Raw genomic sequence first — 24,171 nt, forward strand, 5'->3', positions numbered from 1 at the left:
ACCCATGAGTCAGTCTTACAATCGTGGCCTAATCGAGGACTTCGGCCGCTGGCGGGAGTTCTCCGCCGGGATGTGGGCTTGGATCTTCCACAAATTCACCGGCTGGGTTCTTATCGGCTATCTCTTCACGCACATCGCCGTGTTGAGCACCGCAACCGCCAGCGACCCCGCAGTCTACACCAACACCATTCAGGGGCTCGAGAGCCTGATGCTCGTTCGATTCCTCGAAGTCGGCTTGCTGGCTGTGGCTGTGTTCCACATCCTCAACGGCCTCAGACTGCTGTTCGTTGACCTCGGCGTCGGTCTCGGAGCCGAGGACAAGAGTTTCTACGCATCGCTCATCCTGACCGGTGCCATCGTCGTCGCGAGTGTGCCGACGTTCATGCACGGGGTGTTCTAAGATGGCAGAGCGCTACTCCTCGTTCGAGTACGGGGGCACGCGCTGGTTGCTCCAGCGCCTGACGGCCGCGTTCTTGGTCGTCGTTCTGGCCTTCCACTTCATGCTTCTGCACTTTGCGAATCTTCCCTCTGAGATCACGTTTGCCCAGACGCTGCAGCGGATGCAACAACCGGGCTACTTCGTCACGATGGTCCTGTTCCTCACCACAGCGACCTTCCACGGCGTAAACGGCGTCTACAACGCGCTGGTCAACCAGGGTCTCCAGGGGACCCAGAAGAACGTCGTGAAGTACGTCCTCATCATCGCCGGCCTCGCGCTCACGGCGCAGGGCATTCGCGTGGCGATTGCAATGACCGGGGTGAGTCTCTAAAATGAGTACGCAAGTTCCCGAAACCGAATCCGAACCCGAGCAAGAACAGGAGCTAGAACAATCCTCGAAGCCGGAGCACCAACAGCGCCGGCTCGCGGAAAAACGAGAGCGACAGGCAGAACGTGAGGCGGAGGCGAAAGCCGACGCCGCAGCCGACGAGGAGACGATTCACCTCAAGGTATTCCGCTACGACCCCGAGGTCGAGGGGAAAAAGGAGCCGCGCTTCGACGATTTCCACGTCCCATTCAAGCAGGGGATGACGGTTCTCGACGCGCTCATGCAGGCGCGTGACCTGTTCGATTCGAGTCTTACGTTCCGCCACTCGTGTCGACAGGCCATCTGTGGCTCCGACGCGATGTTCGTAAACGGGCGACAGCGTCTCTGCTGTAAGACCCAGATTTCCGAACTCTCGGAACCGGTTCGCGTCGAACCGCTCCCCCACCAGGAGGTCGTCAAAGACCTCGTCGTGGACATGGAGCACTTCTACGACCAGATGGAAGCGGTCGAACCGTACTTCCAAACGAACGACCTGCCCGAGGGCGAAGAACAGCGTCAGACGCGCGAGAACCGAGAGAAGGTCAAGATGTCCACCCGGTGTATCTGGTGTGGGGCGTGTATGTCCTCGTGTAACATCGCCGCCGGCGACAACGAGTACCTCGGCCCGGCCGCGCTCAACAAGGCCTACCGTTTCGCGATGGACGAGCGCGAGGGCGAGGACATGAAACAACACCGCCTCCAGATTATCGAGCAGGAACACGGCGTCTGGCGCTGTCAGACCCAGTTCTCCTGTACGAACGTCTGTCCGAAGGACATCCCGCTCACCGAGCACATTCAGGAACTCAAGCGTGAAGCGGTCAAGAACAACCTGAAATTCTGGTAACATGCACGAACACGACGTAATTGTGGTCGGCGCAGGCGGCGCGGGACTCCGCGCGGCCGTGGCGGCCCACGAAGAAGGTGCGGACGTGGCAATGGTCACGAAGCTCCACCCGGTGCGAAGCCACACGGGTGCCGCAGAAGGTGGCATCAACGCCGCCCTCCGAGAGGGTGACTCCTGGGAAAGTCACGCCTACGACACGATGAAGGGGTCTGACTTCCTCGGCGACGCCCCCGCCATCGAAACGCTCTGTAAGACTTCCCCGGACGAGGTCATCCAGCTCGAACACTGGGGGATGCCGTTCTCCCGCGAAGAAGACGGCCGCGTCTCCCAGCGCCCGTTCGGTGGCCTCTCGTTCCCGCGGACGACCTACGCCGGTGCAGAAACCGGCCACCACCTGCTCCACACGATGTATGAGCAGGTCGTCAAACGCGGCATCACCGTCTACGACGAGTGGTACGTCTCCCGTCTCGCGGTGACCGACCACGAGAACCCGGAAGACCGGACCTGCCACGGTGTCGTCGCAATCGACATTCAGACCGGTCGCGTCGAGGGGTTCAAAGCCAGACAGGGCGTCATCATCGCGACCGGTGGCCCCGGTCAGGCCTTCGACCACACGACCAACGCCGTCTCCTGTACCGGTGACGGCCCGGCGATGGCCTACCGCGCTGGCGTCCCACTCGAAGATATGGAGTTCATCCAGTTCCACCCGACCACCCTCCCTTCGACGGGCGTCCTCATCTCCGAGGGTGTCCGTGGGGAAGGTGGCATCCTCTACAACGCGAACGGTGAACGCCTCATGTTCGAGTACGGCTACGCGAACAACGCTGGCGAGCTCGCCAGCCGCGACGTTGTGTCACGCGCCGAGTTGACGGAAGTCAACGAGGGCCGCGGTATCGAGGACGAGTACGTCCACCTCGACATGCGCCACCTCGGTGAAGAGCGCATCATCGACCGCCTCGAAAACATCCTCCACCTCGCGGAGGACTTCGAGGGCGTCGACGGGCTCACCCAGCCGATGCCGGTCAAACCCGGCCAGCACTACGCCATGGGCGGCATCGAGACCGACGAGAACGGGCAGACCTGCATCTCCGGGCTGTACGCCGCTGGCGAATGTGCCTGTGTGAGCGTCCACGGCGCGAACCGCCTTGGCGGGAACGCGCTGCCAGAACTCATCGTCTACGGGGCCCGCGCGGGCCGTCACGCGGCCGGAACGGACCTCGGCGAGCCACAGATTCAGACCGGCTACTCCGCGAAGTCCGAGGACGGCCACATCGACAGTCCCGTCCCACTCGGCGCGGTGGATGCACCGGAGGGCGACGTCGCCGCAGACGGCGCGGCCGTCGACGTGGATACGGTCCTGTCGAAGGCCGTAGAGGCCGAGAACACCCGCATCGAGCGCCTCATGACGAAAGATGAGGGCGTCCAGCACGCGGAAATCCGCCACAAACTCCAGAAGGCGATGACCCGCAACGTCAACGTCTTCCGGACGGAGGATGGCCTCAAGCAGGCCCTGCGAGATATTCGCGAGGCCCGTGAGGCCTACGAGGACGTTTACGTCGCCGATCCGAGTCGGACGTTCAACACGGACCTCATCCACACCATCGAGACCCAGAACCTCATCGACATCGCAGAAACCATCACGGCCGGTGCGCTCGCTCGCACCGAGTTCCGTGGCGCACACTGGCGTGCAGAACACCAGGTGCGCAAGGACGAAGAGTGGATCAAGCACACGCTCATGGCCTGGAACGACGGCAAGCCGGAGCTCTACTACAAACCGGTCATCCTCGAAGGCGAGGAGAAGACCTACGAGCCGAAAGAGCGCTCCTACTGAGCGAATTCTTCCTTTCCGTTTTCACAGACCAGCGAGTGGCGACGCGCTCGCGACTCAGTCCACGTGCGGTGCGGTCACGTGCGGTCGCAGTGCGGTCCATTGCCGTCGGCAATCGTGCGACCACGCGGCTACCAGTAATCCGATTTCACCACCGACAAACCACGGCCCTGAACCACCTTCTCGCACGTAACTCTCAACCAGCTAAACACTCCCAACGGCCTGTGAAACTGCCCCACGGTGGCCGATAGTTCTTTTGTGCAGTATTCGAACTCTCAGTCAATGCAAGCAGTCATCCTCGCCGCTGGAGAGGGCACGCGGATGCGACCGCTCACCACCTCCACGCCGAAACCGATGCTCCCCGTCGCGGACCGACCGCTCTCTGCGCACACCGCGGACGCCGCCGTCGAGGCGGGCGCAGACGAACTCATCTTCGTCGTCGGATACGAATCTGCAGCCGTCCGTGAGTACTACGGTGACGAGTACCGCGGCGTGCCAGTCAGTTTTGCGGTTCAGGAAGAACAGAACGGTACCGCAGACGCCGTCCGGGCCGCCAAAGAGCACATCGACGGCGACTTCACCGTCCTCAACGGCGACAATCTCTACGACAAGGAGGGCGTCAAGAAACTCTTCTCCGAAGCCCCTGCCATCGCCGCCTTCCGGGTGCCAGAACCGTCGAACTACGGCGTCCTCTCGACAGAAGACGGCCGGGTGACCGAAATCGTCGAAAAACCCGAGAACCCACCGACGAACCTCGCGAACGCCGGTTCGTACGCCTTCCCAGCCGAGGCTCGCGACTGGCTGGACGAGGTCGAACTCTCAGAGCGTGGCGAGTACGAAATCACGGACGTCGTCGCCCGCGTCATCGACAAGTACGACGTGACGCCGGTCGAGGTCACCCGCTGGATGGACGTGGGTCGTCCTTGGGAACTGCTCGAAGCCAACGAGTGGAAACTCGGCGAGTTAGAGCGCGATATTCAGGGCGAGGTGCTCGGCGACGCGGAACTGCGAGGTACGGTCGTGGTCGAAGAGGGTGCCGTCGTCGAACCCGGCGTCGTCGTCGAAGGTCCCGTCCTCATCAAGTCCGGGGCGCACGTCGGGCCGAACGCCTACATTCGCGGGGCGACGCTCATCGGCGAGAACTGCCACGTCGGCCAGAGCGTCGAAATCAAAAACAGCGTCGTGATGCACGACACGAACGTCCCGCACCTGAACTACCTCGGCGACAGTCTCCTCGCGCCGGACGTGAATCTCGGGGCGGGAACCAAGGTGGCGAACCTCCGCCACGACGACGCGGACGTGAAGATGACGGTGAAAGGCGAGCGCGTCTCCACGGGACGGCGCAAGTTCGGCATCGTCGTCGGCGACGGCGCGAAGACGGCCATCAACACCAGCCTGAACGCCGGTGTCGTGCTCTCGCCGGGCGCGACGACGAAACCCGGCGAATCCGTCCTGCGCGACCGCTGAGTGCCCGTCCCGGTGCGAATTTTGCGGAGCGAGGTTCGTTTATTACCCTGACCTGAGAAGCGGGTCTCATCATGGAGTCACTCGACGGTCGGGTCGCGTTCATCACCGGCACCACCCGCGGTATCGGGAAAGAACTCGCCCTCTCGCTCGCAGACGAGGGTTGCACCATCATCTCGACCGGCAAGACGAGTGCGCCAAAAGACGACCTCCCCGGCACCATCTATCGGACCGCAGACGAGGTGCGCGAACGAGGAGCGAACGCGATGGCCATCAAACTCGACATTCGCGACGAGACGGCCGTCCAGGAGGCCGTCGGCGAGGTCATCGCGGAGTTCGGGCAGATTGACTTCCTCATCAACAACGCCGGGGCCATCGACATGCACCCAGTCACAGAAACGCCGCCCGAGCGATTCGACCTGCTCATGGACGTGAACGCACGCGGGGCGTACACGTGCTCGCACGCTGTCCTGCCCCACATGCTCGAACGTGGCTACGGCCACATCCTCATGTCCTCGCCGCCAATCAAAGCAGACAGTGCGCCCGGAAAAGCCGCCTACGCGCTCTCGAAGGTGGGCATGACGTTCATCGCGAAGTCACTCGCAGAAGAGATGCGCGGTGAGGGCGTCGGCGTCAACTCCATCTGGCCCGTGACGGCCATCGACTCGCAGGCGACCCGGCACTTCGGCCTCGGAACGGAGGCAGACTGGCGTAGCCCACAAATCGTCGCGGATGCGGTCAAGGAGATTCTCAGCCGCGACCCCGACGAATGTACGGGCAACGCCTTCTACGACGAGGAGGTGCTTCGGGAGGCGGGGGTCACGGACTTTTCGCCGTACAGTGTGGTCGAGGGGGCGTCGCCACCGCCGCTCTCGGCACAGTTTTTCGACCCCGACTACGGCCAATAGTCACGGAAAATAATCACCGAATCGACAGACAGCACTGCCGTAACGGGTGCTTCTAAGTAGTCGTGCTACATTGACTCACTCACCATGGTTGACCCAACATCAGACCTCGGCGAAGACGTGACCGAGGAAAACGCCCCCCGCTGTGCGACCTGCGGGTCAAGTATCGTAAACGATCCCAACCACCGCGTGCTCACGTGGATCGAAGACAACGCCGTCCAGTCGCGACACTTCTGTAACGAAGGCTGTCGCGAGCAGTGGGACCCCGAGAACTGAGCCGACTCAGGGGTTCGGGGTAGGAAGCGCGCGGTGGGCGCGTGGGGGAAGTAAGTAGTTCGCGCGGTGTTTGACGAACATGTATTCGAGGATGCCGTTGTTCACCCGCTGGCGGATTGCGGGACTCGCCTGAACCTGTTTTTCGCCGTTCATCGCCTCGCGGGTCTTCTCGAAGTCACCGATTCCTCGGTGGAGAGAGACGAAGTGAACGCCTGCCTCACCGCCGTCGGTCGAGTCGAAATCCCGTCGAAGGATGATGGGACGGCCGTCTTCGCGGACGCTTACCATCTTCTGTGAGTGACCGACCCGTCCGTAGGTTCGGGCGTCTTCGTCGAGTGTTTCTGCGCACTTGTCGTCTACCTGCGAACTGGTTCCGAGGTTGTGGCCTGCGCCTTCGACGAGTCCCTCTTTTGCGTGGAACGGACAGAACATCTCCGCGACGCGCTCCTCGCGGTTCTGTTCATCGTACCAGTCGTCGAGGCGAAGACGGATGCGCGAGACGTGCTGGGTGCTACCCTCGGCGAAGGGGCCCTCGGCAATCGTCACCCGGTCTTCTGTCGCCTGATTCTCCTCGAATCCAGAGACGAATCCCATGTAGAGCGGCGAATCTTCGGGCACGGGGTCGCCTTCTGGAACCCCGTCTACGTCCTGATTCTCTGCCGGCAAGCCACGGCCGATGAAACCGGTGCGGCGCTCTTGGACCTCGAAGATGCCATCGAACGAGGCGTCCATCTCGTAGCCGTTGAGCGTGGATTGGCGGCCCGTGAGCGCCTCCTCCGCGGCGAGGACGACGTGGCCGTAGTCGCTCGCGAGGTGGACGATTGCGTCGTAATCCTCGAGTTCGGGTTCCTCGAACGAGGAGAGGGCTTTCGGCATGGGGAGGTATACCGATTCCGGGAGTGAGTCGTCGAACCGGTCGAAGTAGGCGGGCGAGTAGCCAACGGTGAACAGCAACCCGTCGTTGCCGCGTGCGTAGGCGTGTTCGAGGCTCTGGAGGGCGGCCTCGACGGTTTCGCGCTCCTCGTCTGTCGGCCCGTCACCCGTGTACCTGAGCGGCAGGAGGAGGTGGTGTTTCGGCATGAGAACGTTCCCCGCCTCGCTCCTCGTGAGGGCGTCGTTCCAGGCGTGCTGGCGCGCAGGGTACGAAGAGAGGTCAGAAGGCCCGGACGGCACGTCCGGGTTCTCCTCACGATCCAGACAGGCGGAGAGGGCTGTGGCACCGCCGATTGCAACCGCGCTCTTCACGAATGCCCGGCGTGAAAGACCTCGGTTGGTGCGTGGGTCCATCGGCGTTGAGTTAGGGGCGCGCAGGAAAATGTGTTCTGCTTAGCCCGTGACGACCGGTCGGGAGATAATCCATAACGAGAGGACGGTGTACCCGACCATGAGGGCGACGAGCGGGACGTGCGACCGGCGGGCAAGCGAGGGTGTCGCGTAGCGTCGAATCGCCACGCCGTGGGCGGCGACGACGGCGACGACGTGGCCAACAATAATGAGCAGCACCTGCGACCCCCAGAACACCGGCAGCGAGAGCCAGTCGGTGAGCGTTACGGTCGGAGCTGGCAGCGCCGTGAGACTGGCGACGGTGAGTGCGACGAACTGTCCGGTGTTGTCGAGGACGAACGGATAGATGTGCGCGAGGTCGTAGGCGACGGCGATGGGAAGGATGCTCGGCGCGAATGCGAGTGTCGCCCCGGCCCACGTCGTCCGGCCCCCTGCACGACTGACCAGCAGGGCGACGAGCGCGTAACTCGTCAGAAACAGCCCAAAGCCGACGAGGATCAGCGCAAGGTCAGCGACTGCTCCAATGCCGAGAATAGAGCGAAGCCCCGTCGTGAGCGTCTGGAACTCGGGGGTGCTCGTGAAGCCGTCGAAACTGACGACGTACACCGTCCCGACGATGAACGCGACGAGGCTCAGGTTCGGTGCTGGGTCGAGACAGCCGGTCCACGGGCGGCGCACCAAGAGACGCACCGCGCCAGAATCGGCTCGCGTGAACGTGAACGGCGCGACGCGTCCGAACAGGCGGTAGAGGACGGCGAAGAAGTCGGCTCGCTCGAACCACGCCTCGCCGTAGACGATGCCACCCAGTATCATGACGAGCGCGTAGGTGGCGACGAACGTCGCCGTCGCCTGCGGGTCACGTGGCACGGCAGTCAGATTCTCGAACACACCAACGACGAGCAAGAAGCCAGCGACGGCAGGCCAGTGAGCGAGGGGACTCGGATAGTCGCGATACCGGAGGGCACGTCCTTCGAGGGCCGAGAGGCCTCGGTAGATGGTGCGCCACGGAGAGAGTATTCGCCACGGACTTCCGACGAGAAGGGACACGACGGCGAGGCCCTTGAGCCAGACCCACCAGGTAAAGAACGTCGCGGGGTTTTCCGCGCCGACCTGTTTGCCGAACAGTCCCCACGCGACGGCGGCCACGACGAGCGTGAGAAACGCGATGCTCGCGACGCGCGAGGCGAGCCGGGCCGGGGTTGCTGAGAAGGTTCCGATGGGCGTGGTTGTCGCTCGTTCGGACCGGGTGGCAGAAAAGCCGACCCAGACGGCGGTAATGGCGACAGTCAGGCCCGCACCTGCGAACAGCAAGCCGAGCGGGAGTGGTGCCTCGAAGCGTGACCCGCCGACTTCGTGGGCGCTGGCGACGCCGGACGTGAGGCAGAGAGTGAGGGCGGCGAGCGACACTCGCCGAAGGCGGTCCATGTGCTATTCTCGCCGGTTCGAGCGCAAGAATGTGGCGAATCGCGTCATCGGCGGCGCACGTCGCGGACGCGAGCGCGGGCCATCGCCACCCTGTCCGCGAAGTCCGCGAGCGTTCTGGTTCCGAAAACCGCCACGAGAACCGCCCCGACGAGGTCGAATAGGAGGTCTTCGATGGTATCCTCCAGGCTGTACTGGATGAGCACCGGTCCGAAGCCATAGGCCTCTGCGAGGCCGTGGACAGCGAACTCGATGACCTCCCAGAAGACGCCGAACGCGAGCGTGAACGTGAGGACGAAGACGAATAGAAACGGCTGTGGGAACGACAGGCCGGCGCGGTGTTTGTCGAGGACGCGGGCCGTCGTGTAGCCCACCCCCGCCACGATGGTCGCAGAGAGGGTGTGGGTGACGTGGTCCCACCACCAGACGGTCGTGTAGAGACCGAGCATCCCCACCGCGTGAAGGAGAACCGCGAGCGTAATCCAGAGTGAGAGGGCCGGGTTCAACGGAATTCGGTAGTCGCGTTCGAGAATCGCCGGGAGGAACGTAATCGAGAGGGCGATGAGCGCGTTGACGACGATGCTAACGTTTCTGTTCAGTGCGCCGACGACGAAGACGGCGACGATGGCGAGTTGCATCACCTGTCCGACCTGTCGCTGGTGGCGGGTCGAAACCTGCAACTGCGCCAATTCCATGAAGCGTAGATACGAGCGGTGAGAGCAAAGGTCTCGCCATTTACAGGATCGCTGATACGACTGGGCGCACAGATTTATACTCCCCACGCCTAAAAGCGGTGCAAATGATGGCAACGACCCACGCGCTCGTGGGAGCGATGTTGGCCGCTGTCACGCTGTTTCTCGCCCCTGAGTACACGCCAGTTGCAGTTACAGCAGGCCTCCTTGGCGGCGTCTTTCCGGATTTCGACCTCTACTGGGGGCACCGGCAGACGCTTCACTACCCAGTGTACTTCTCTATCGCCTCGTTCGGCGCGGCGATTGGTGCACTCGTGTACCCCTCGGTCTGGACGATTGCGCTCGCGTTCTTCCTGCTCGCGGCGGCCGCCCACTCGGTGATGGATATCTTCGGTGGCGGCCTCGAACTCAAGCCGTGGCAGGGCATCTCAGACCGGGCCGTCTACGACCACTTCCGCGGCGAGTGGCTTCCACCACGTCGATGGATTCGGTACGACGGCGCACCGGAGGACATGCTTCTCGCAGGGGCGATGGGCCTGCCAGCGTTGTGGCTCTACGACGGGGTGCTCGAACAGGTCGTCCTCGTCGCGCTCGCGGTGTCACTCGCCTACGCGCTCGTCCGAAAACCCATCGTGTATCTGGCAGAGCGCCTCATCCCGCGGGTGCCGACGCGGTATCTAGAGCGGGTGCCAGAACGCTTCATTCGGGATTTTTCGCGGTAATCAGGCGACCTTGATGTAGGCGTACCCCTTCGTCTGGAGACGGGTAAACTCCCCGACACCGGACGGAACGATTTTGACGTCATCGAGGAGCTCTCCTTCCGCGATACCGACCGCCTCCATCGAGTTTTGACACGCACAGAACGTAACGTCCATCTCAGTCTGAAGCTGTTTTATCCGGTCTGGGTACTCCGCACCCTCACTCGTGAGCGAGTTGACGGCCTTGCTATTGGCGACGAGAACGACGTCCTCTACAGGGACTGTCTCGTCGTTTCGCAGGTTCTCGACGTTGTTGAGGGCCTTTCGTTCGTGCTCTGCGCCGTAGGTCTGGAGGTGGAAAACGGTACTCATTTCTGGGGGTTCTGCTGGTTCTTCGGTGGTCTGTTCGTCCGTCCCGGTCGTGGTTTGGTCTGGTTGGTCGCTCGTCTGTGCAGACTGCGTCGTAGACGACTCAGTCGATTGCGTCTCGCCTGCGCCAGTACAGCCTGCGGCGAACAGCAGTCCTGCCGCTGTCACGAAATGTCGGCGGTCCATGAGGGGTTGTAAAAGGGTTATTCAGCGTCGACGTACTGGGCCTTCCACTCTTCGCGTTCTTCAAACGCGGCTCGGCCCTTCTCGCTCAGGTCGTAGTAGTTGGTTCGGCGATCCAGTTCACCTTTCTCCACGAATCCCTTGTCGACGAGCGTGTCGAGGTTCGGGTAGAGTCGCCCGTGGTGAATCTCCTTCTCGTAGTACTCCTCAACTTCTTCTTTGATAGCGAGGCCGTGTGGTTTGTCGTGCCCGCTGATTACGTACAGCAGGTCGCGCTGAAAACCAGTCAGGTCATTCATGGGCATATCGGCTATCAGCCTCGTATCCCCATTATTATGGGCCGTCTAAGCTGACCTATGCACATTGCTAATGACGTGACAACCACTCATGGTGTTTTTATATAGGCGTAGCCCGCCGACTGCAACCGCGTGAGTTCGCCCACCCCAGAGGGAACGACCGTCACTCCTGGATGGAGCATCGAGGCGTCCATGTCACGAGTGCGAAGCGAGTTCAAACAGACGCGAATCAACGCCCCCTGCCTGATGAGGCGGTCGATTCGTTCGGCACGCGGTCCGTCCGTTCGACTGAGGGAGACGCCGTCGCCGTTCGTGAGCAACACGACCGATTCGACGGCGATGGAGTCGTCTGCGAGCAGATTCTCGACGTTGCTGAGTGCGTGACCGTGTGCGTCGTCACTCCCGTCAGAGAGATGGAATACGGTGTTCACACGTCCCTCACGGCGGGTGAGGGCTTTGCTCTTTCAGAGGCCGAGCGCAGAGAGGAGGTCGAACCCCACGTCGAAGCGCTCTACGAGTTTGAATCCGAGGTAGATGCCGACGATGCCCATGAGGCCCGCGAGGTTCGGCGGGGCGGGAATCGGAATCTGCAGGAAGGCGAACAGCGCACCAGCGGCGAATCCGGTTGCGAGGGCAAGACTGACCACGACGGTATCCATGTCGAGTGAGTATCCGTGAGCGACCCCCGTAAGGGTAAGGGTCCAGCGGCTCCGGTCAGCCGAACTGAAGCGAGAGGTAGAGCAACGAGAACAAGGTGGCGTTGTACGTCCCGTGAATCAACGAGGGGACGACGATGTTTCCGGTGCGCTCGTAGGCGAACCCGAACACCAGCGCCGGGAGGAACAGAATCCCGATGCTCACGAACCGGGCACTGGCGCCACCCGTGAGGGCGAAAAAGTGAATCGCGGCGAAGACCGCACTCGCGAGGACGACGCCGGGAACCGGCCCGAGTGCTTTACGAATCGTCCCCTGCACGACCCCCCGAAAGAGGAGTTCCTCGCCCGGCCCGATGAGGAGGAAGGACGCCGGAATCAACAGGAGGAGGGCTTCCGGGTTCTCGATACCGAATTCGGCCGCCTGGTTCGAGGCGGCCTGGACTCCCGTCAGGACGATGAGGACGCCGCCGAGCAGCGCGGTGAGGATGGCCGCGATGTAACCACCGACGACCCAGCCGAGGTCGCCGAGGGTTGGGATGCGGGCACCGATGAACGAGCTCGGAAGGCCGCGAAATCGGAGATATAGCAGGGCGACACCGCCGAAGGCGAGGCCCTGGGTCATCACGAGCGAGATGACGAGCAACTGGGTCGCAGCCAGCGAGAAACCGAGCGCAGAGAGCACCACGATTGCGCCGAGAGAGAGCGCGACACCAGCCACGAGGCCAATGGCCGCGACGACCAGGGCGATCGCCACAGTCGGCAGCGGGCGGGCCCGCTGCTTCGAATAGGTCATACCGTATTCAGGTAGTGCATAAAGAAAACGGTTCGGACGAATCCAGACACGAAAAGTGTGTTAGGGGGGTGGGAAATAGTTCCCAGTCGGTTCACAGTCAGGGGAGTATGGGGGAAGGGACTGTGCGCCGACTCGCTCGTTGCCTACTCTGTCTTCGCATCTGTAGCAAACACGTAAGCAGTATTAACTGTAGCGTCAGACAATCCGGAAAATGACAACAATGTGCCTAATATGACCGAGGCCACGTTTTACCAACCTGAGATTGGTCAGACAGAATATTAGGCTATCCCGTAAACATTCAATTGTCTTGATGGATGGTAACAATTAACATTATGGAAATATACTTTGCACAATGGGGTGACAAGAAATGAAGTGCGATAACTGTGAGACGGTTGGCGATTGGCTCGGAACCGAAACCTCGTGGGAATCCGTCGGACGGGGGACCGCTGCGTATCCGCTGTACGAGTGCATCGAGTGTGGAAATCGCCAGTGGGCGAAGTGACGCCGTCACTCGAGGCCGCCTGCGAAGACGGCGCGCACGTCCCCGGAATTGGACCGACGCCGGGGTCGCTCATCTGTACCGAGTGTCAACTCGATTCGGCGACGATTACCGATTGGTTGCGACATCGGTTCGGGTCGAAGTGACCTGCCCGCGAAGCTAGATTCTTTATTAAAGAACGTGATAGTTATAGTATGGTAGTCACCACTGGATTCGTCCTGATGCTCGTCTCGATCGTCGTCCTCGGCCTCGCGTTCCTCGCGGGGCGGTACCTCGTGGGACGCATCATGGCCCCGGACATCGAGGTAGAACTGGTCGAAGAAGAGCGGGTAGACGACACCGTCGGTCGCGGCGCGGTTTAGGTCGCCGTCGGCGCGTGATCGATTCGTTCCATCCGATTTTCCGCCCCACACCAGGTACACACCGTGACCGGGGGGTCCGAGACCAGCTGCTGGTAGAACCGCCCACATTTGAGGCAGTGATAGGCCACCCGCTGTATCATGCAGTACCCTACGATTGGCCCGAACAAAGCAGTCGCGCCGAATTGGCGCTCGCAATCAAGCCAGAACCGGGGGTCACGCGAGCGAACGCGAGTGTGACCACGCTGGGCTTTGCTCAGCGGAGTTCGAATTCCGTATATAGTATTCAACGCGCTCACGGGTTTGTGAGCGCAAGAAGAAGCCAGGGTCGGGATTCGAACCCGAGGAGTCTCGATTACAAGTCGAGTGCATGAACCACCCATGCTCCCCTGGCGCACTTCGTGCTTAATCCTGCTCCTTTGAGTGATTATCGTTTTCGATGTGCTTCTCCAACTGGATTCGATGGGCGGCGTAGCCGTGGCGTTCGTAGAACTGAATGGCTCGGTCGTTCGCGGCCATCACGTCGAGGGTGACCGTGTCCGCGCCCGCCGCTTCGAGTCGTGATTCCGCCTCCGCGAGGAGTGCGGACCCGACGCCCTGCCCGCGGTGTTCCGGGCGGACGAAGATGTTCATGACGACGCCGCGGGTCACGTCCTGCTGGTAAATCCCGGTTTCCAGGTCGAACATGACGAATCCGAGAATCGCGTCGTCGTCTCGGGCGACGACGATGGTGTCCGCGACGACGAACCGGGTGATTGCCGCCCGAATCGTCGGTCGGTTGGCTTCTGGCAACAGGTGGGACCCGAACGACCGCTGGTCCGTGGCGAGAGCTATCCAGAGGTCGGTGAGCACCTCCACCGCTTCCGTGTCCGGCACCGCGAGTTCCATCAGCGTTCGAGCGCCTCGATGGCGGGCAGTGGTTCGCCGGTCAACATCTTGAGCGCCGCGCCGCCCCCGGTGCTCACGTGGGTGAAGCCCTCGATACCGAGTCGTCTGAGGGCCGCTGCCGTGTCACCGCCGCCGACGATGCTGTTTTCGGCTTCGGTCGCCGCGTTGTAGATTCCCTTCGTCCCAACGGCGAACTGCTCCATCTCGAAGACGCCCGCCGGCCCGTTCAGAATCACCGTTCCAGCGTTCGCCATGATGTCGCTGTAGAGGTCAACCGTGCGCGTCCCGATGTCGAGGGCTGGTTCGTCGTCTCCTGCCGGGAGGTCCGCGAGTGGAATCTCGACCCGTTCGCCGTCGCGTTCAACGGCCACGTCCCGTGGGAGGACGATTTTGTGCCCGTAGGTATCGAGCAATCGGCCGGCGCGGTCGACTTCGTCCCAGTACCCTTCGTCTAAGATGAACTCGGAACTCGCCTTGCCGAGTTCGATGCCGTTTGCGATGAGGAAGACGTTCCCGACGACGCCCGTGGTGAGCACCGTGTCGGCGAGGTCGCGTTCGAGGACGCTCTCTGCGACGTCGATGGAGTCGTTCACCTTCGCGCCGCCGACGGCGTACACTCGGGGTGTGGGGGCGCTCTCGATGTCGCCGAGCACGTCGATTTCGCGCTCCATGACGCGGCCCGCATAGGCGGGCAGGCGCGTCGCGAATCCGACGAGCGAGGGTTGCGAGCGGTGGGCGGCCGCGAAGGCGTCGTTCACGAACGCGTCGAGGACGGGGACGAGTCGGTCGACGAGGTGGGTCTGCCCGGCAACCTCGGGGTCGAACTCCATGTACTCCTCGCTGTAGAAGCGCGTGTTTTCGAGGAGGACGCCCTCGCCGTTTTCGAGTGCCCGGATTGCGTCGCGCGCGTTCTCCGAAAAGTTGCCGTCACAGTAGGAGATGGGAAAGTCGAGGAGTTCGTTCAAGCGTTCTGCGTGTGGTTCGAGCCCGGAGAAGTCCTCACCGCCCGGTCTGCCCTGATGGGCGAGAATGACGACGCGCCCACCGCGAGAGAGAAGTTCAGAGAGAGTGTCCACGTGCGCCCGGATGCGCGCGTCGTCTGCGAGAGAGCCATCGTCTGAGAGCGGACTGTTGACGTCGACGCGCACCCCAATCGTGGTTCCGTCCACGGAGAGGTCGTCGAGGGTCTGAATCATTAGCCACGACTGCGTTGCGCCGTCACAAATTCCTTTCTGCTCCGACGCGCGCCCCCTGTGTCGTGGTCGCGCGCCTCTATCACGAAAGTAAATGGAGGAAGGGCAAAAAACTAAGACTGGGCGGGTATATGAATCCCGGCCCTTTCATGGTCACCTGTCTGATTAAGTGACCATAAATCTGTCAGAAAAACCGGCCGAAGTAAGAAAGGTTTATTGATGTATCAAGACCCGGTATCCATGTGGAGCGTTCTCAATGGGTATAGCAGAAACTTACACGCGTGGACGGCGGTTTGTCATAGAGCAACCGTTCGCGCTACTGGTCGGATTCGTTTTCGTCCTCATGATCATCGACCTCCTCGATGGACTGGCGACGGGTCGAATCCAATTTTCACGGGTTGGGACCCTCGTATGGGACGGCCTCATGCAGGGTCTCGTCATCGGGCTCGCCGGTATCGGCCTCTCGATGACGTACAGCATTTTGAACTTCGCAAACTTCGCACACGGTGATTACATCACGAGCGGCGCGTTTGCCGGCTGGGCGACGACGTACGTCATCGCCGGATTCGGCACGAGAGACATTGGCTCGCTCGTCCTCGTCGGTGCGGGTGGCTCCGTGTTCGGCGGGGCGCTCGGCATCGGCATCACGGCGACACCGCTCGCCATCATCATCGGGATGGTCGTCGCGGGCGTCTTTTCGGTAGCGCTCGCCCTATTAATCGACCGTTTCGTCTACCGGCCAATGCGAGCAGAAGAAGGCATCGCCTTGCTCATCACGAGCATCGGGGTGGCCTTCGCGATTCGCTACCTCATACTGTTCGTGTTCACCTCGGACGTGCGCGGAACGACTGACGCCGGCAACGTGCCGGAATTTGCCCCGTACTTCGTCGACGGGGCGGTCAAAATCACCGCGCACGACGTCACACTGGTCGTCGCGAGCGTCGGACTGATGCTCGGCGTCCACTTGCTGCTCCAGCGAACGAAGCTGGGCAAGGCAATGCGTGCGATGGCTGACAATAAAGACCTCGCACGGATTACGGGAATCCCGACAGAGGAAGTCATTCGGGCGACCTGGATTATCGGCGGCGGCCTCACCGGCGTCGCTGGCTACGTCTTCATCCTCTGGAAGGGGACTATTAGCTTCAACGACGGGTGGCTGCTGTTGCTGCTCATCTTCGCCGCAGTCATCCTCGGCGGCATCGGTTCGGTGTACGGCGCAATCGCCGGTGGCCTCGTCATCGGCCTCGCGGCGTCCGTCTCCGTCATCTGGATTCCGTCCGAGTTCGCCCGGGCGGCCGCGTTCATCGTGATGATCCTGGTCTTGCTGTTCAAGCCAAGCGGCCTGTTCAGCGGGAGGGCAACGGCATGAGCGGAAAAGACATCATCGACAACGAGAAGGCAGCACTCGCAGAGCTCTGGGAGCGCGACATCGTCAAGGTCGCGGCAGTCTTCGGGCTCATCTATCTCGCCTACATCATCAGCGGGATATTGCTCGGAAATCCGGTTCGCGGGCAGATTAACGCCATCGCCAACCTAACGTTCTACATCGGCGTCTTCGCGCTGCTGGCGCTCGCGCTCAACCTCCACTGGGGGTACACCGGACTGTTCAACATCGGCATCGCGGGCTTCATGGCCATCGCGATTTACACGATGGCGATGGTCTCGAAACCGGCGACCGTGCAGGCGGGGTCGTCGCTTACCCCCGGACTGGGGCTTCCCATCTGGGTCGGCATCCTCGCAGGCATGGCGGCGGCGGCCATCTTCGGCTTCGTCGTCGCGTTGCCGGCGCTGAAACTCCGTGCTGACTACTTTGCAATCGTGACGATTGCGTTCTCAGAAATCATCCGCTTTGCCTACCTCTCTGGAACCTTCCAGAAGTTCACCCTGTTTGGACTGACCACGGGGACGGGTGGCGGCAGCGGCCTCATCCTCAACTTCACCGACCCGCTTCAGGCGTTTCTCGAGACGGTGTTCCTCTGGGACATCTACCTCGGAATCGTCTCTGTGTTCGGCACGATCATCCCCGACAATCCGAAACCGGTCGTGGACAACTTCGCCTACGGCCTGATGTTGCTCCTGTTCGTGGGCATGTTCTACTGGCTCATGAAGCGGACTGGTGAGTCACCGTTCGGGCGTGTCCTCAAGGCGATTCGCGAGGACGAAGACGCAGCAAACGCACTCGGGAAGAACACCAATCGGTTCAAGATTAAGTCCTTCATGCTCGGGTGTGCGCTCATCGGCCTCGGCGGCATCCTCTGGCTGATGGGGTCGGGGTCGGTGACGCCGAACTTCTTCCTACCGCGCATCACGTTCTACGTGTGGATTGCGCTCATCATCGGCGGTGCCGGGTCGAACACCGGCAGCGTCCTCGGCGGCGCGGTGTTCGCCGCGCTCCTGTTCCAGGGACCACTCTACGCGAAGAACTTGCTGCAGACGGCACTCGACATCCCACAGCGCGGGCCGCCGAACTTCGGGCAGGCCATCGGGCCGCTGTTCTCGAACTTCGACCCGATGCCGTTCATCATCTACACGCTGAACAGCATCAACACGCTACAGCTCGTGTTCATGGGCCTCGTGCTCATCTGGCTGATGCACAACCGCCCCGAGGGAATGCTCGGCCACCGCAAGGAGATTGCGGCGAGCATCGACCTCGGGCGACCTGAGACGACCAAGAAGCCGACGGTGACCGACGGAGGCGACGACCAATGAGCGACACAGAACAAGTTGCACAACCGGTAGTAGACGGCCCAGACCTCACCGAATACCCCCTCGAAGTCGAAGGTCTGTATAAGTCCTTCGGCGGTATTCAGGCAGTAAACGGTGCCACGTTCAAAATCGAACGCGGCACGATGACCGGCCTCATCGGGCCGAACGGGGCTGGCAAGTCCACCACGTTCAACCTCATCATGGGGACGCACAAGCCGGACGCTGGCACCGTCCATTTCAACGGACGCGACATCACGGGTCATCCGGCCCACGAAATCGCGAACAGCGGCCTCGTGCGCACCTTCCAGATTGCCCGCGAGCTCGCGGACATGACCGTCTTAGAGAACATGATGCTCGCCCCAAAGTACCAGAAGGGCGAAGCGCTCTGGCGCTCTGTGCTACCGTTCGCGCGAAACGAGGTCATCGAGCAGGAAGAAGAATTACTCGACCGCGCGTGGGGCATGCTCGAATTCTTCGAAATCGACCACCTCGCAGAGGAGTACGCTGGAAACCTCTCTGGTGGCCAGCGAAAACTGCTCGAAATGGCGCGGGCGCTGCTCACCGACCCGGACATGCTCCTGCTCGACGAACCGTTCGCCGGGGTCAACCCGTCGCTCGAAAAGCGCCTGCTCAAGCACATTCACGAACTGCGTGAGCAGGGCTACACCTTCCTCATCGTCGAACACGACATCGACCTCATCATGAACAACACCTCCCACGTCATCGTGATGCACCAGGGGAAGGTGCTCACTGAAGGCCCACCGGAGGAGGTAAAGGCGAACGAGGACGTCATCGAAGCCTACCTCGGAGGAACCGTATGAGCCTGCTCGAAGTCCGCGACTTGGACGCCGGCTACGGCAAGGACCTCCAGATTCTCCACGACGTGGAGATGGAAGTCGGCAATAGCGAATACGTGACCATCGTCGGCCCGAACGGCGCGGGCAAATCGACGGTGATGAAGTCGGTGTTCGGGCTCACCACCCACATGGGCGGGAGCGTCGAGTTCAAAGACGAGGAGATTTCGGGACTGCGACCGGAGGAGATTATCCACAAGGGCATCGGCTACGTCCCACAGAACGAGAACATCTTCCCGACGCTCACGGTTCAGGAGAACCTGGAGATGGGCGCGTACATCTTAGAGGAGGTCCCACAGGACGCCCTCAACGCGGTGTACGAACGCTTTCCCATCCTCAAGGAGCGAAAGAACCAGAAGGCGGGGACGATGTCCGGTGGTCAGCGCCAGATGCTCGCAATGGGTCGGGCGCTCATGCTCGAACCCGAACTCCTCTTGCTCGACGAGCCGTCCGCGGGCCTCGCCCCGGACCTCGTAATGGAGATGTTCGACAAAATCGACGAAATCAACGACGCTGGCACGGCCATCATGATGGTTGAACAGAACGCGAAAGAAGCCCTCCGGCGGTGTGACCGCGGCTACGTGCTCGCGAACGGCCGCAACCGCTTCATGGACACGGGCGAGGCGCTCCTCGGCGACCAGGAAGTGCGCCAGGAGTTCCTCGGCGGTTAAGTTCGGTCGCGGAGTTTCATTTTTTAGTCGGTGCGTCCACCGAAAGCTTATGGCAAATTACCATAGCAATGCTACATGATGTCCTCCCCCACGCGACGCGACCTGCTGCGAATCGGCGGCCTCGGCCTCGCGTTCGTCGCCGGTTGCACGAGCGCGCAACCGAGCGGGTCGGAAAGCCCCGAATCTACGACAAGCGGGACGACCCAGCAAACACCGGACGCGCCCAGCGTAACCGTCACCGACGTTCACGTTACTCCCGAAGTGGTGAGCCTGAATTCCCCCGACTCCATCGGCGTCGTCGGCGAGCGAGACCAACAGTTCGTCATCGCCCGAGTGCGAACGGAAACCGACGACCCGCTGGAACGTGGTAAGTTCAACCTCAGAATAGCGGAAAACGAGTTTGGCGCGCTCGATACCAGCTATGGGTCGGACGTCGGGACCCTCTGGGAGTATCGGTCCACTAGGTACGAGCAGTCCACGGGTGGGTATCTGGTTTTCCAAGTGCCGAAACCGGTAGCGTCACAAGAAATTTCGATTCGGTGGCGAGACGAGGTGCATCCGCTCTCCGAAGAAACGACTGCACAACTCGCCACCGACCCGACGAACTTCGCCGTCCGCGAATTTACGACACCCGAGTCAGTACGAGCAGGTGAGAACGTGACGCTCACTCTCATCGTCGAAAATACGGGCACGACGGACGGCACGTTCGTCGGCGCACTCAACCGAATCGGACCGCAAGTCGCCTACACGCCGGTGCAGAAGGTGGCATTGGATGTGAAAGCGGGGGCGACAACGACGTGGTCCTACCCGTACACGCCGTCGCTCGGGTCGTCTGCGGAAGGGAGGAAGATGCACTACACCATGCTCTGGCGCGACGGGGATGAGAAGGCGACGACGACGGTGAAGCCGTATCAATCGTAGCGAGAACCCTGCGGCTCGTCGTCTCGCGTCGAAAGAAAAGTGGTCGATTTACTGACCGAGGACTTGCTCGATGACCGACGTGTACGAGGACTCGCCGATGTTGAACGCCACCTTGTTCGTGATGGTGCCGCCGAACTGGCTCTCGAAGACGTCCGCGAAGCGGTCGGACAGCTGCTGGCCGTAGTCGTTGTTGACGAACAGCGTCGCAGCGGAGGCTCCCCCGAGGCGTTCGGAGGCGACCTGTGCCATGACACGGCCCTGCAGGAAGTCGGACGGTGCCGTCCGGAAGATGTAGTCGTCGTCGTCCAGGTTCGAGACGGACAGCGCCGTCGAGGACGGTGAGCAACCGACGACCTGGTTCGGGATGAACACCTGCTGTGAGACAGGGACGTTCACACCGGACGAGGCGGACCCACAGACGGCCGGGTAGCCGGCGTTGACGAGCGACTGTGCCGCTGCGACACCGGAGTCGGGCGACGTCTGCGTGTCTTCGACCTGTGCATCGACGGAGATACCAGCCGGGTTCGCGTCGTTGATTTGCAGTGCCGGGAGGCGTGCTGCGCTGATCATCGGTCGCCCGACTGCCGCGAGGTCACCGGTCTCGGGCAGGAGGATTCCGACTTTTACTTCGCGGTCCGTGCCGCCGGGGGCCGAGTCGGCCATCGCGCCGGAGCCTTCTGGGTTGTCACCCTCGAAGCTCTGCGTTTCGAGCGTGGGCGTGGTCTGGTTCGCGCGGTCGAACTCCCAGATGGAGTAGGCTGCGGACGCTGGGTCACCCAGCTCGTTGAAGTTCGTCGCAGAGGATGCACCCTGGTAGTTGATGTCGTCGCCTGCGGCAACGGCCTCGACTGCCTCCGAGAGGTTCGCTGGACCGAACTCTTCACCTTCCGGATTTGCAACACGGCGCATCTGGTCGCGAATCGACGTGCCGTTGTTCTCGCCGGCAGCGACGTTCGCGAGAATGAGGAGTGCGACCGAGTCGTACGACTGAGAGGTGAACACGGACGGTGCCGCGTTGAACTCGTCCTGGAATAGTTGGCTGAACGCTTCCTGGTTCGGACCGCCCGCCGCGGGAGCCGTCCCGGTTACGTTCGCCATGTCGTTACCGACCTGGTCCGGAAGCGTGGTCGATTGCAATCCGTCGGGAACGAGGATCTGTTCACTTCCATCGCTCAGGTTGTAGTAGTCACGAAACAGTTGGATACCGGATTCGGGATAGCCAATGACCGTGATGATGTCGGGGCCACCATCGCCGCCACCGTTGCCACCGCCACCATCTGTGGTACCGGTTCCGTTTCCACCGCCATCACCCGTCGTCGTCGTTCCGTCGTCGCCTGGGCTGCCGATACAGCCGGCCAATCCAGCAATCCCTGCTGCGCCGAGTCCCTTGAGGAATTTACGGCGTTCGTTATTTGGTGCCATACAACTCGCTCTATTGGTCGTGAAGTTTATAAAACTACCCTTGAATATGTGACTCCCTGGCGTGGTTTTGATTAATTGTCGAAATAAAAGCGCCGTTCAAATGTCACGACAATCGGTGCAAACGAGTTGGCCATTCACGTTTACCAAATCGCGCGTAAGCGACCCACAGACCTCACAGATGCTCTGATTCGAGTATTCCGTATCGAGCTGGTCAACCTCTGATATGTTCGGTTCGATCTCAGTTTCTTCGGAGAGTCCGAGATGCCCGAGGATTGATGCCGTGACGAGGTCTTTTTCAGTGACAATTCCGACAGGTTTCTCGTTTTCTAAGACCACCAGTCGGCCGGCATCGCCACGAGTGAGCATTCCGGCTGCTTCTTCGAGGGACATATCGTCGCCGACGGTCACGATGCCCGGATGCATCACGTCAGAGACCGTCGCCTTTTCCGGGTTCGCGCCGTTCAAAAAGAGCGCCAGCATGTCGCCTTCGGTAACGAGCCCAACTGCCTCTTGTCCGCGGAGTACCACGGCACAGCCCTGCCCTTCTTCGCGTAGGAGGTGTGCCGTGTTCACGGCCGAATCGGACTCACTCACCCCGATAAATTCGCGCGTCATCACATCCCGAATCGTGACGGTATCTTCCATATGAGAATAGTTGGCACACTATGGCTAAAAGCTACCCCCATCACGTTTAAGCATACGCCCGCCGTATGTGAGTAATTACGCCGTTTCGAAGTCGAATTCGACGGACGTCCCGACGGCCCGGCACATCTCGAGGGCGTGTTTTGCCGCCATACCAGCGTCCTGTGGAGAGCGCGCCCGGCCGACACCGACCTTGAGTTCGACGTTCACGGCCTCGCGGACGTGGTCGATTGCGCCCTGGTACGCTGCCTCGTCCATGTCAGGACAGACGGCGATGATGTTGTCCCCACCGACGAAAAACGAGAGCGCCCCGTTTTCCTCGCGCATGTAGCGCATCAGTTCGGCGTAGCCCTGCTCGATGTTGATGAACGTGTCAAATTCGTTCAGTCGGTCCGTGTACTGGCCCGTCGCGTCGTTTACGTCGAAGTGAGCGAGTTGCACGTCCTCAGTCGTTCGGAACTCCTCGTCGATGGTGCGCCCCCGGAGGATTTCCGTCCGCGTCTTGTCCTGTGCGCTGCCCGCCTCCTGTAACTGACTTGTGGCGTCTTCGAGCGCCTGAATCGGCGTCGTTCCCGTCGCGACGCTCAGGCTCACAGTCACCGGGTAGCGGTTGCGCACGGACTCCTGAATCCGGGCGTGGTCCGCAATCGAGAGCCCATTGCTCACGGCAATCATGTTGTCGAAGCGACTGAAGAAGATGTAGCCATCGCGGTTCCCGAACAGTTGTGAGAGGTCGGCGTACAATCGCGACTGGAGGGTCTGGAGGTCGACTTCGCGGCGTGGTTCCGGCGTGACCGTCCAGGGCCCGTAGTTGTCGATTTGGATCAGCGTTATCTGCGTGTTCGTCACGGTTGGTCGGCCCTACGAAGTCCGCGCGTATCTTTCTTTTCGATGTGATTTCGTCTACGAGTCGAACACCCCGTCCGACTGCGTGAAGTCTGCTCGGAACGAACCCAATTCGTCGAGTGCTCGTTTGATGGCGGACAGTTCCGGTTCGTCGTAAGCGTCGTCGGTGGCCCAGGCGTACCGAATCGTCTGGTCGCTATCGACGAGAAACACCGCTCGCTTCGGGACGTGCTTGTGTTCCTCCCACTCGTCGTACAGGACGCCGAACGCCGACGCCACGCTGCCGTCTGTGTCTGACAGCAGGGGGAATTGAAACTGGTATGCCGCCGCGAACTGCTCGTGGGCGTACGTCGAATCGGTCGAGATGCCCCACACGTGCAGGTCGTCAACAAGCGTAAACCACTCTGCGTCCCGAACACTGCACAGTTCCTGCGTACACGCCGGGCTAAAATCGAACGGGTAGAACAGCACCAACACTGCATTCCCGGCCGACGTGTGCGTTGTTAGGTCGTACTATTCACGTCCCCCATTTTGCACGCCCGCCAAAGAAAACGACGGCGCGTGACTCCCCACTGATAACATACCCTGACATCTCATCTCGGAGGCATATATGTTGCCGTTCTGAGAGCACTTCCAGAGGAAAGACTGCCCCTC

General features: G+C 61.4%; 29 protein-coding genes, 1 tRNA gene and 1 pseudogene. 16 read left to right on the forward strand and 15 right to left on the reverse strand.

The window, feature by feature from the left end:
- Positions 1-4 precede the first annotated feature (4 nt).
- The 7 genes from sdhC to P0648_RS11250 all read left to right on the forward strand — a co-directional run bounded on the left by sdhC (position 5) and on the right by P0648_RS11250 (position 6,123).
- On the forward strand, positions 5-400 hold the full coding sequence (gene sdhC, locus P0648_RS11220) for a succinate dehydrogenase, cytochrome b556 subunit (RefSeq protein ID WP_276247163.1): 396 nt from the start codon (positions 5-7) through the stop codon (positions 398-400).
- 1 nt (position 401) lies between these two features.
- Complete coding sequence (locus P0648_RS11225; RefSeq protein WP_276247162.1) at positions 402-770, forward strand: succinate dehydrogenase hydrophobic membrane anchor subunit; 369 nt, start codon at positions 402-404, stop codon at positions 768-770.
- Between the two features lies 1 nt (position 771).
- On the forward strand, positions 772-1,650 hold the full coding sequence (locus P0648_RS11230; RefSeq protein ID WP_276247161.1) for a succinate dehydrogenase/fumarate reductase iron-sulfur subunit: 879 nt from the start codon (positions 772-774) through the stop codon (positions 1,648-1,650).
- Between the two features lies 1 nt (position 1,651).
- Positions 1,652-3,481, forward strand: coding sequence for an FAD-binding protein (locus P0648_RS11235; RefSeq protein ID WP_276247160.1), 1,830 nt, complete (start codon positions 1,652-1,654; stop codon positions 3,479-3,481).
- 279 nt (positions 3,482-3,760) lie between these two features.
- Positions 3,761-4,945, forward strand: coding sequence for a bifunctional sugar-1-phosphate nucleotidylyltransferase/acetyltransferase (glmU, locus tag P0648_RS11240; protein ID WP_276247159.1), 1,185 nt, complete (start codon positions 3,761-3,763; stop codon positions 4,943-4,945).
- Positions 4,946-5,016: 71 nt separating this feature from the next.
- Entirely contained in the window at positions 5,017-5,850 is an 834-nt protein-coding gene (locus P0648_RS11245; RefSeq protein ID WP_276247158.1) for an SDR family oxidoreductase, read from the forward strand.
- A gap of 84 nt (positions 5,851-5,934) precedes the next feature.
- A complete protein-coding gene (locus tag P0648_RS11250; RefSeq protein ID WP_276247157.1) occupies positions 5,935-6,123 on the forward strand; it encodes a hypothetical protein in 189 nt (62 codons plus the stop codon).
- A gap of 6 nt (positions 6,124-6,129) precedes the next feature.
- Here the strand turns inward: P0648_RS11250 and P0648_RS11255 are convergent, their stop codons facing one another.
- The 3 genes from P0648_RS11255 to P0648_RS11265 are packed head-to-tail and all read right to left on the reverse strand — an operon-like array spanning position 6,130 to position 9,524.
- Positions 6,130-7,410 carry a Tat pathway signal protein gene (locus tag P0648_RS11255; RefSeq protein ID WP_276274866.1) on the reverse strand — a complete coding sequence of 427 codons (1,281 nt, stop codon included), beginning with the start codon at positions 7,408-7,410 and terminating at the stop codon, positions 6,130-6,132.
- 39 nt (positions 7,411-7,449) lie between these two features.
- On the reverse strand, positions 7,450-8,832 hold the full coding sequence (locus P0648_RS11260) for a hypothetical protein (RefSeq protein WP_277504033.1): 1,383 nt from the start codon (positions 8,830-8,832) through the stop codon (positions 7,450-7,452).
- Between the two features lie 44 nt (positions 8,833-8,876).
- Entirely contained in the window at positions 8,877-9,524 is a 648-nt protein-coding gene (locus tag P0648_RS11265) for a hypothetical protein (RefSeq protein ID WP_276247154.1), read from the reverse strand.
- 104 nt (positions 9,525-9,628) lie between these two features.
- Between P0648_RS11265 and P0648_RS11270 the strand changes: the two genes are divergently transcribed.
- Positions 9,629-10,243 carry a metal-dependent hydrolase gene (locus tag P0648_RS11270; protein WP_276247153.1) on the forward strand — a complete coding sequence of 205 codons (615 nt, stop codon included), beginning with the start codon at positions 9,629-9,631 and terminating at the stop codon, positions 10,241-10,243.
- Here P0648_RS11270 and P0648_RS11275 read toward each other — a convergent pair whose 3' ends face one another.
- The 5 genes from P0648_RS11275 to P0648_RS11295 form a co-directional block, all read right to left on the reverse strand.
- Positions 10,244-10,756 carry a DsrE family protein gene (locus P0648_RS11275; RefSeq protein WP_277504035.1) on the reverse strand — a complete coding sequence of 171 codons (513 nt, stop codon included), beginning with the start codon at positions 10,754-10,756 and terminating at the stop codon, positions 10,244-10,246.
- 35 nt (positions 10,757-10,791) lie between these two features.
- Positions 10,792-11,070: a PadR family transcriptional regulator gene (locus P0648_RS11280; RefSeq protein ID WP_276248472.1), complete on the reverse strand. Its 279-nt coding sequence runs from the start codon at positions 11,068-11,070 to the stop codon at positions 10,792-10,794.
- A gap of 86 nt (positions 11,071-11,156) precedes the next feature.
- Positions 11,157-11,498, reverse strand: coding sequence for a DsrE family protein (locus P0648_RS11285; protein WP_276247151.1), 342 nt, complete (start codon positions 11,496-11,498; stop codon positions 11,157-11,159).
- 33 nt (positions 11,499-11,531) lie between these two features.
- The gene (locus P0648_RS11290) at positions 11,532-11,726 is read right to left on the reverse strand and encodes a XapX domain-containing protein (protein WP_276247150.1); all 195 of its coding nucleotides are present in this window, start codon (positions 11,724-11,726) and stop codon (positions 11,532-11,534) included.
- 55 nt (positions 11,727-11,781) lie between these two features.
- On the reverse strand, positions 11,782-12,516 hold the full coding sequence (locus P0648_RS11295; RefSeq protein WP_277504037.1) for a CPBP family intramembrane glutamic endopeptidase: 735 nt from the start codon (positions 12,514-12,516) through the stop codon (positions 11,782-11,784).
- Between the two features lie 367 nt (positions 12,517-12,883).
- Between P0648_RS11295 and P0648_RS11300 the strand changes: the two genes are divergently transcribed.
- Genes P0648_RS11300 through P0648_RS11310 form a run of 3 tightly spaced genes read left to right on the forward strand, consistent with a single transcriptional unit; the run spans position 12,884 to position 13,377 of the window.
- Positions 12,884-13,018, forward strand: coding sequence for a hypothetical protein (locus P0648_RS11300; RefSeq protein WP_276247148.1), 135 nt, complete (start codon positions 12,884-12,886; stop codon positions 13,016-13,018).
- The gene (locus P0648_RS11305; protein WP_276247147.1) at positions 13,015-13,161 is read left to right on the forward strand and encodes a hypothetical protein; all 147 of its coding nucleotides are present in this window, start codon (positions 13,015-13,017) and stop codon (positions 13,159-13,161) included. The genes P0648_RS11300 and P0648_RS11305 overlap by 4 nt, the downstream gene beginning before the upstream one ends.
- A 48-nt stretch (positions 13,162-13,209) precedes the next feature.
- Complete coding sequence (locus P0648_RS11310; RefSeq protein WP_276247146.1) at positions 13,210-13,377, forward strand: hypothetical protein; 168 nt, start codon at positions 13,210-13,212, stop codon at positions 13,375-13,377.
- A 317-nt stretch (positions 13,378-13,694) separates the two neighbouring features.
- On the opposite strand, the gene P0648_RS11315 is transcribed toward P0648_RS11310, so the two are convergent.
- From P0648_RS11315 to pgk, 3 genes are all read right to left on the reverse strand, one after another.
- A tRNA-Thr gene (locus tag P0648_RS11315) sits at positions 13,695-13,768 on the reverse strand.
- A gap of 11 nt (positions 13,769-13,779) precedes the next feature.
- Positions 13,780-14,262, reverse strand: a complete 483-nt coding sequence (locus P0648_RS11320) for an N-acetyltransferase (RefSeq protein WP_276247145.1) — start codon at positions 14,260-14,262, stop codon at positions 13,780-13,782.
- A complete protein-coding gene (gene pgk, locus P0648_RS11325; protein ID WP_276247144.1) occupies positions 14,262-15,458 on the reverse strand; it encodes a phosphoglycerate kinase in 1,197 nt (398 codons plus the stop codon). Before pgk ends, P0648_RS11320 begins: the two co-directional genes overlap by 1 nt.
- A 253-nt stretch (positions 15,459-15,711) precedes the next feature.
- Between pgk and P0648_RS11330 the strand changes: the two genes are divergently transcribed.
- From P0648_RS11330 to P0648_RS11350, 5 genes are all read left to right on the forward strand, one after another.
- Positions 15,712-16,824, forward strand: coding sequence for a branched-chain amino acid ABC transporter permease (locus tag P0648_RS11330; RefSeq protein WP_276247143.1), 1,113 nt, complete (start codon positions 15,712-15,714; stop codon positions 16,822-16,824).
- Complete coding sequence (locus P0648_RS11335; protein ID WP_276247142.1) at positions 16,821-18,164, forward strand: branched-chain amino acid ABC transporter permease; 1,344 nt, start codon at positions 16,821-16,823, stop codon at positions 18,162-18,164. The genes P0648_RS11330 and P0648_RS11335 overlap by 4 nt, the downstream gene beginning before the upstream one ends.
- Positions 18,161-18,982 carry an ABC transporter ATP-binding protein gene (locus tag P0648_RS11340; RefSeq protein ID WP_276247141.1) on the forward strand — a complete coding sequence of 274 codons (822 nt, stop codon included), beginning with the start codon at positions 18,161-18,163 and terminating at the stop codon, positions 18,980-18,982. The genes P0648_RS11335 and P0648_RS11340 overlap by 4 nt, the downstream gene beginning before the upstream one ends.
- On the forward strand, positions 18,979-19,686 hold the full coding sequence (locus tag P0648_RS11345) for an ABC transporter ATP-binding protein (protein ID WP_276247140.1): 708 nt from the start codon (positions 18,979-18,981) through the stop codon (positions 19,684-19,686). Before P0648_RS11340 ends, P0648_RS11345 begins: the two co-directional genes overlap by 4 nt.
- Positions 19,687-19,761: 75 nt before the next feature.
- Positions 19,762-20,607 (forward strand): hypothetical protein, encoded by an 846-nt coding sequence (locus tag P0648_RS11350; RefSeq protein WP_276247139.1) that lies wholly within the window; start codon positions 19,762-19,764, stop codon positions 20,605-20,607.
- A gap of 48 nt (positions 20,608-20,655) precedes the next feature.
- Here P0648_RS11350 and P0648_RS11355 read toward each other — a convergent pair whose 3' ends face one another.
- From P0648_RS11355 to P0648_RS11370, 4 genes and pseudogenes are all read right to left on the reverse strand, one after another.
- The gene (locus P0648_RS11355; RefSeq protein WP_276247138.1) at positions 20,656-22,029 is read right to left on the reverse strand and encodes an ABC transporter substrate-binding protein; all 1,374 of its coding nucleotides are present in this window, start codon (positions 22,027-22,029) and stop codon (positions 20,656-20,658) included.
- A gap of 96 nt (positions 22,030-22,125) precedes the next feature.
- Positions 22,126-22,674: a cyclic nucleotide-binding/CBS domain-containing protein gene (locus P0648_RS11360; protein WP_276247137.1), complete on the reverse strand. Its 549-nt coding sequence runs from the start codon at positions 22,672-22,674 to the stop codon at positions 22,126-22,128.
- A gap of 75 nt (positions 22,675-22,749) precedes the next feature.
- The gene (locus tag P0648_RS11365; protein ID WP_277504043.1) at positions 22,750-23,520 is read right to left on the reverse strand and encodes a GTP cyclohydrolase III; all 771 of its coding nucleotides are present in this window, start codon (positions 23,518-23,520) and stop codon (positions 22,750-22,752) included.
- Between the two features lie 54 nt (positions 23,521-23,574).
- A pseudogene (locus P0648_RS11370) lies at positions 23,575-24,009 on the reverse strand (redoxin domain-containing protein); the annotation flags it as partial.
- Positions 24,010-24,171: the final 162 nt, after the last annotated feature.

The sequence above is a fragment of the Haladaptatus sp. DYSN1 genome (assembly GCF_029489995.1).
Taxonomy (GTDB): Archaea; Halobacteriota; Halobacteria; order Halobacteriales; family Halococcaceae; genus QDMS2.

Excerpts from the sequence above, each read along its gene's own strand:
- sdhC (WP_276247163.1), top strand. The coding sequence starts at position 5 with ATGAGTCAGTCTTACAATCGTGGCCTAATCGAGGACTTCGGCCGCTGG.
- P0648_RS11225 (WP_276247162.1), top strand. The coding sequence starts at position 402 with ATGGCAGAGCGCTACTCCTCGTTCGAGTACGGGGGCACGCGCTGGTTG.
- P0648_RS11230 (WP_276247161.1), top strand. The coding sequence starts at position 772 with ATGAGTACGCAAGTTCCCGAAACCGAATCCGAACCCGAGCAAGAACAG.
- P0648_RS11235 (WP_276247160.1), top strand. The coding sequence starts at position 1,652 with ATGCACGAACACGACGTAATTGTGGTCGGCGCAGGCGGCGCGGGACTC.
- glmU (WP_276247159.1), top strand. The coding sequence starts at position 3,761 with ATGCAAGCAGTCATCCTCGCCGCTGGAGAGGGCACGCGGATGCGACCG.
- P0648_RS11245 (WP_276247158.1), top strand. The coding sequence starts at position 5,017 with ATGGAGTCACTCGACGGTCGGGTCGCGTTCATCACCGGCACCACCCGC.
- P0648_RS11250 (WP_276247157.1), top strand. The coding sequence starts at position 5,935 with ATGGTTGACCCAACATCAGACCTCGGCGAAGACGTGACCGAGGAAAAC.
- P0648_RS11255 (WP_276274866.1), bottom strand. The coding sequence starts at position 7,410 with ATGGACCCACGCACCAACCGAGGTCTTTCACGCCGGGCATTCGTGAAG.
- P0648_RS11260 (WP_277504033.1), bottom strand. The coding sequence starts at position 8,832 with ATGGACCGCCTTCGGCGAGTGTCGCTCGCCGCCCTCACTCTCTGCCTC.
- P0648_RS11265 (WP_276247154.1), bottom strand. The coding sequence starts at position 9,524 with ATGGAATTGGCGCAGTTGCAGGTTTCGACCCGCCACCAGCGACAGGTC.
- P0648_RS11270 (WP_276247153.1), top strand. The coding sequence starts at position 9,629 with ATGATGGCAACGACCCACGCGCTCGTGGGAGCGATGTTGGCCGCTGTC.
- P0648_RS11280 (WP_276248472.1), bottom strand. The coding sequence starts at position 11,070 with ATGAATGACCTGACTGGTTTTCAGCGCGACCTGCTGTACGTAATCAGC.
- P0648_RS11290 (WP_276247150.1), bottom strand. The coding sequence starts at position 11,726 with ATGGATACCGTCGTGGTCAGTCTTGCCCTCGCAACCGGATTCGCCGCT.
- P0648_RS11295 (WP_277504037.1), bottom strand. The coding sequence starts at position 12,516 with ATGACCTATTCGAAGCAGCGGGCCCGCCCGCTGCCGACTGTGGCGATC.
- P0648_RS11300 (WP_276247148.1), top strand. The coding sequence starts at position 12,884 with ATGAAGTGCGATAACTGTGAGACGGTTGGCGATTGGCTCGGAACCGAA.
- P0648_RS11310 (WP_276247146.1), top strand. The coding sequence starts at position 13,210 with ATGGTAGTCACCACTGGATTCGTCCTGATGCTCGTCTCGATCGTCGTC.
- P0648_RS11320 (WP_276247145.1), bottom strand. The coding sequence starts at position 14,262 with ATGGAACTCGCGGTGCCGGACACGGAAGCGGTGGAGGTGCTCACCGAC.
- pgk (WP_276247144.1), bottom strand. The coding sequence starts at position 15,458 with ATGATTCAGACCCTCGACGACCTCTCCGTGGACGGAACCACGATTGGG.
- P0648_RS11330 (WP_276247143.1), top strand. The coding sequence starts at position 15,712 with ATGGGTATAGCAGAAACTTACACGCGTGGACGGCGGTTTGTCATAGAG.
- P0648_RS11335 (WP_276247142.1), top strand. The coding sequence starts at position 16,821 with ATGAGCGGAAAAGACATCATCGACAACGAGAAGGCAGCACTCGCAGAG.
- P0648_RS11340 (WP_276247141.1), top strand. The coding sequence starts at position 18,161 with ATGAGCGACACAGAACAAGTTGCACAACCGGTAGTAGACGGCCCAGAC.
- P0648_RS11345 (WP_276247140.1), top strand. The coding sequence starts at position 18,979 with ATGAGCCTGCTCGAAGTCCGCGACTTGGACGCCGGCTACGGCAAGGAC.
- P0648_RS11350 (WP_276247139.1), top strand. The coding sequence starts at position 19,762 with ATGATGTCCTCCCCCACGCGACGCGACCTGCTGCGAATCGGCGGCCTC.
- P0648_RS11355 (WP_276247138.1), bottom strand. The coding sequence starts at position 22,029 with ATGGCACCAAATAACGAACGCCGTAAATTCCTCAAGGGACTCGGCGCA.
- P0648_RS11360 (WP_276247137.1), bottom strand. The coding sequence starts at position 22,674 with ATGGAAGATACCGTCACGATTCGGGATGTGATGACGCGCGAATTTATC.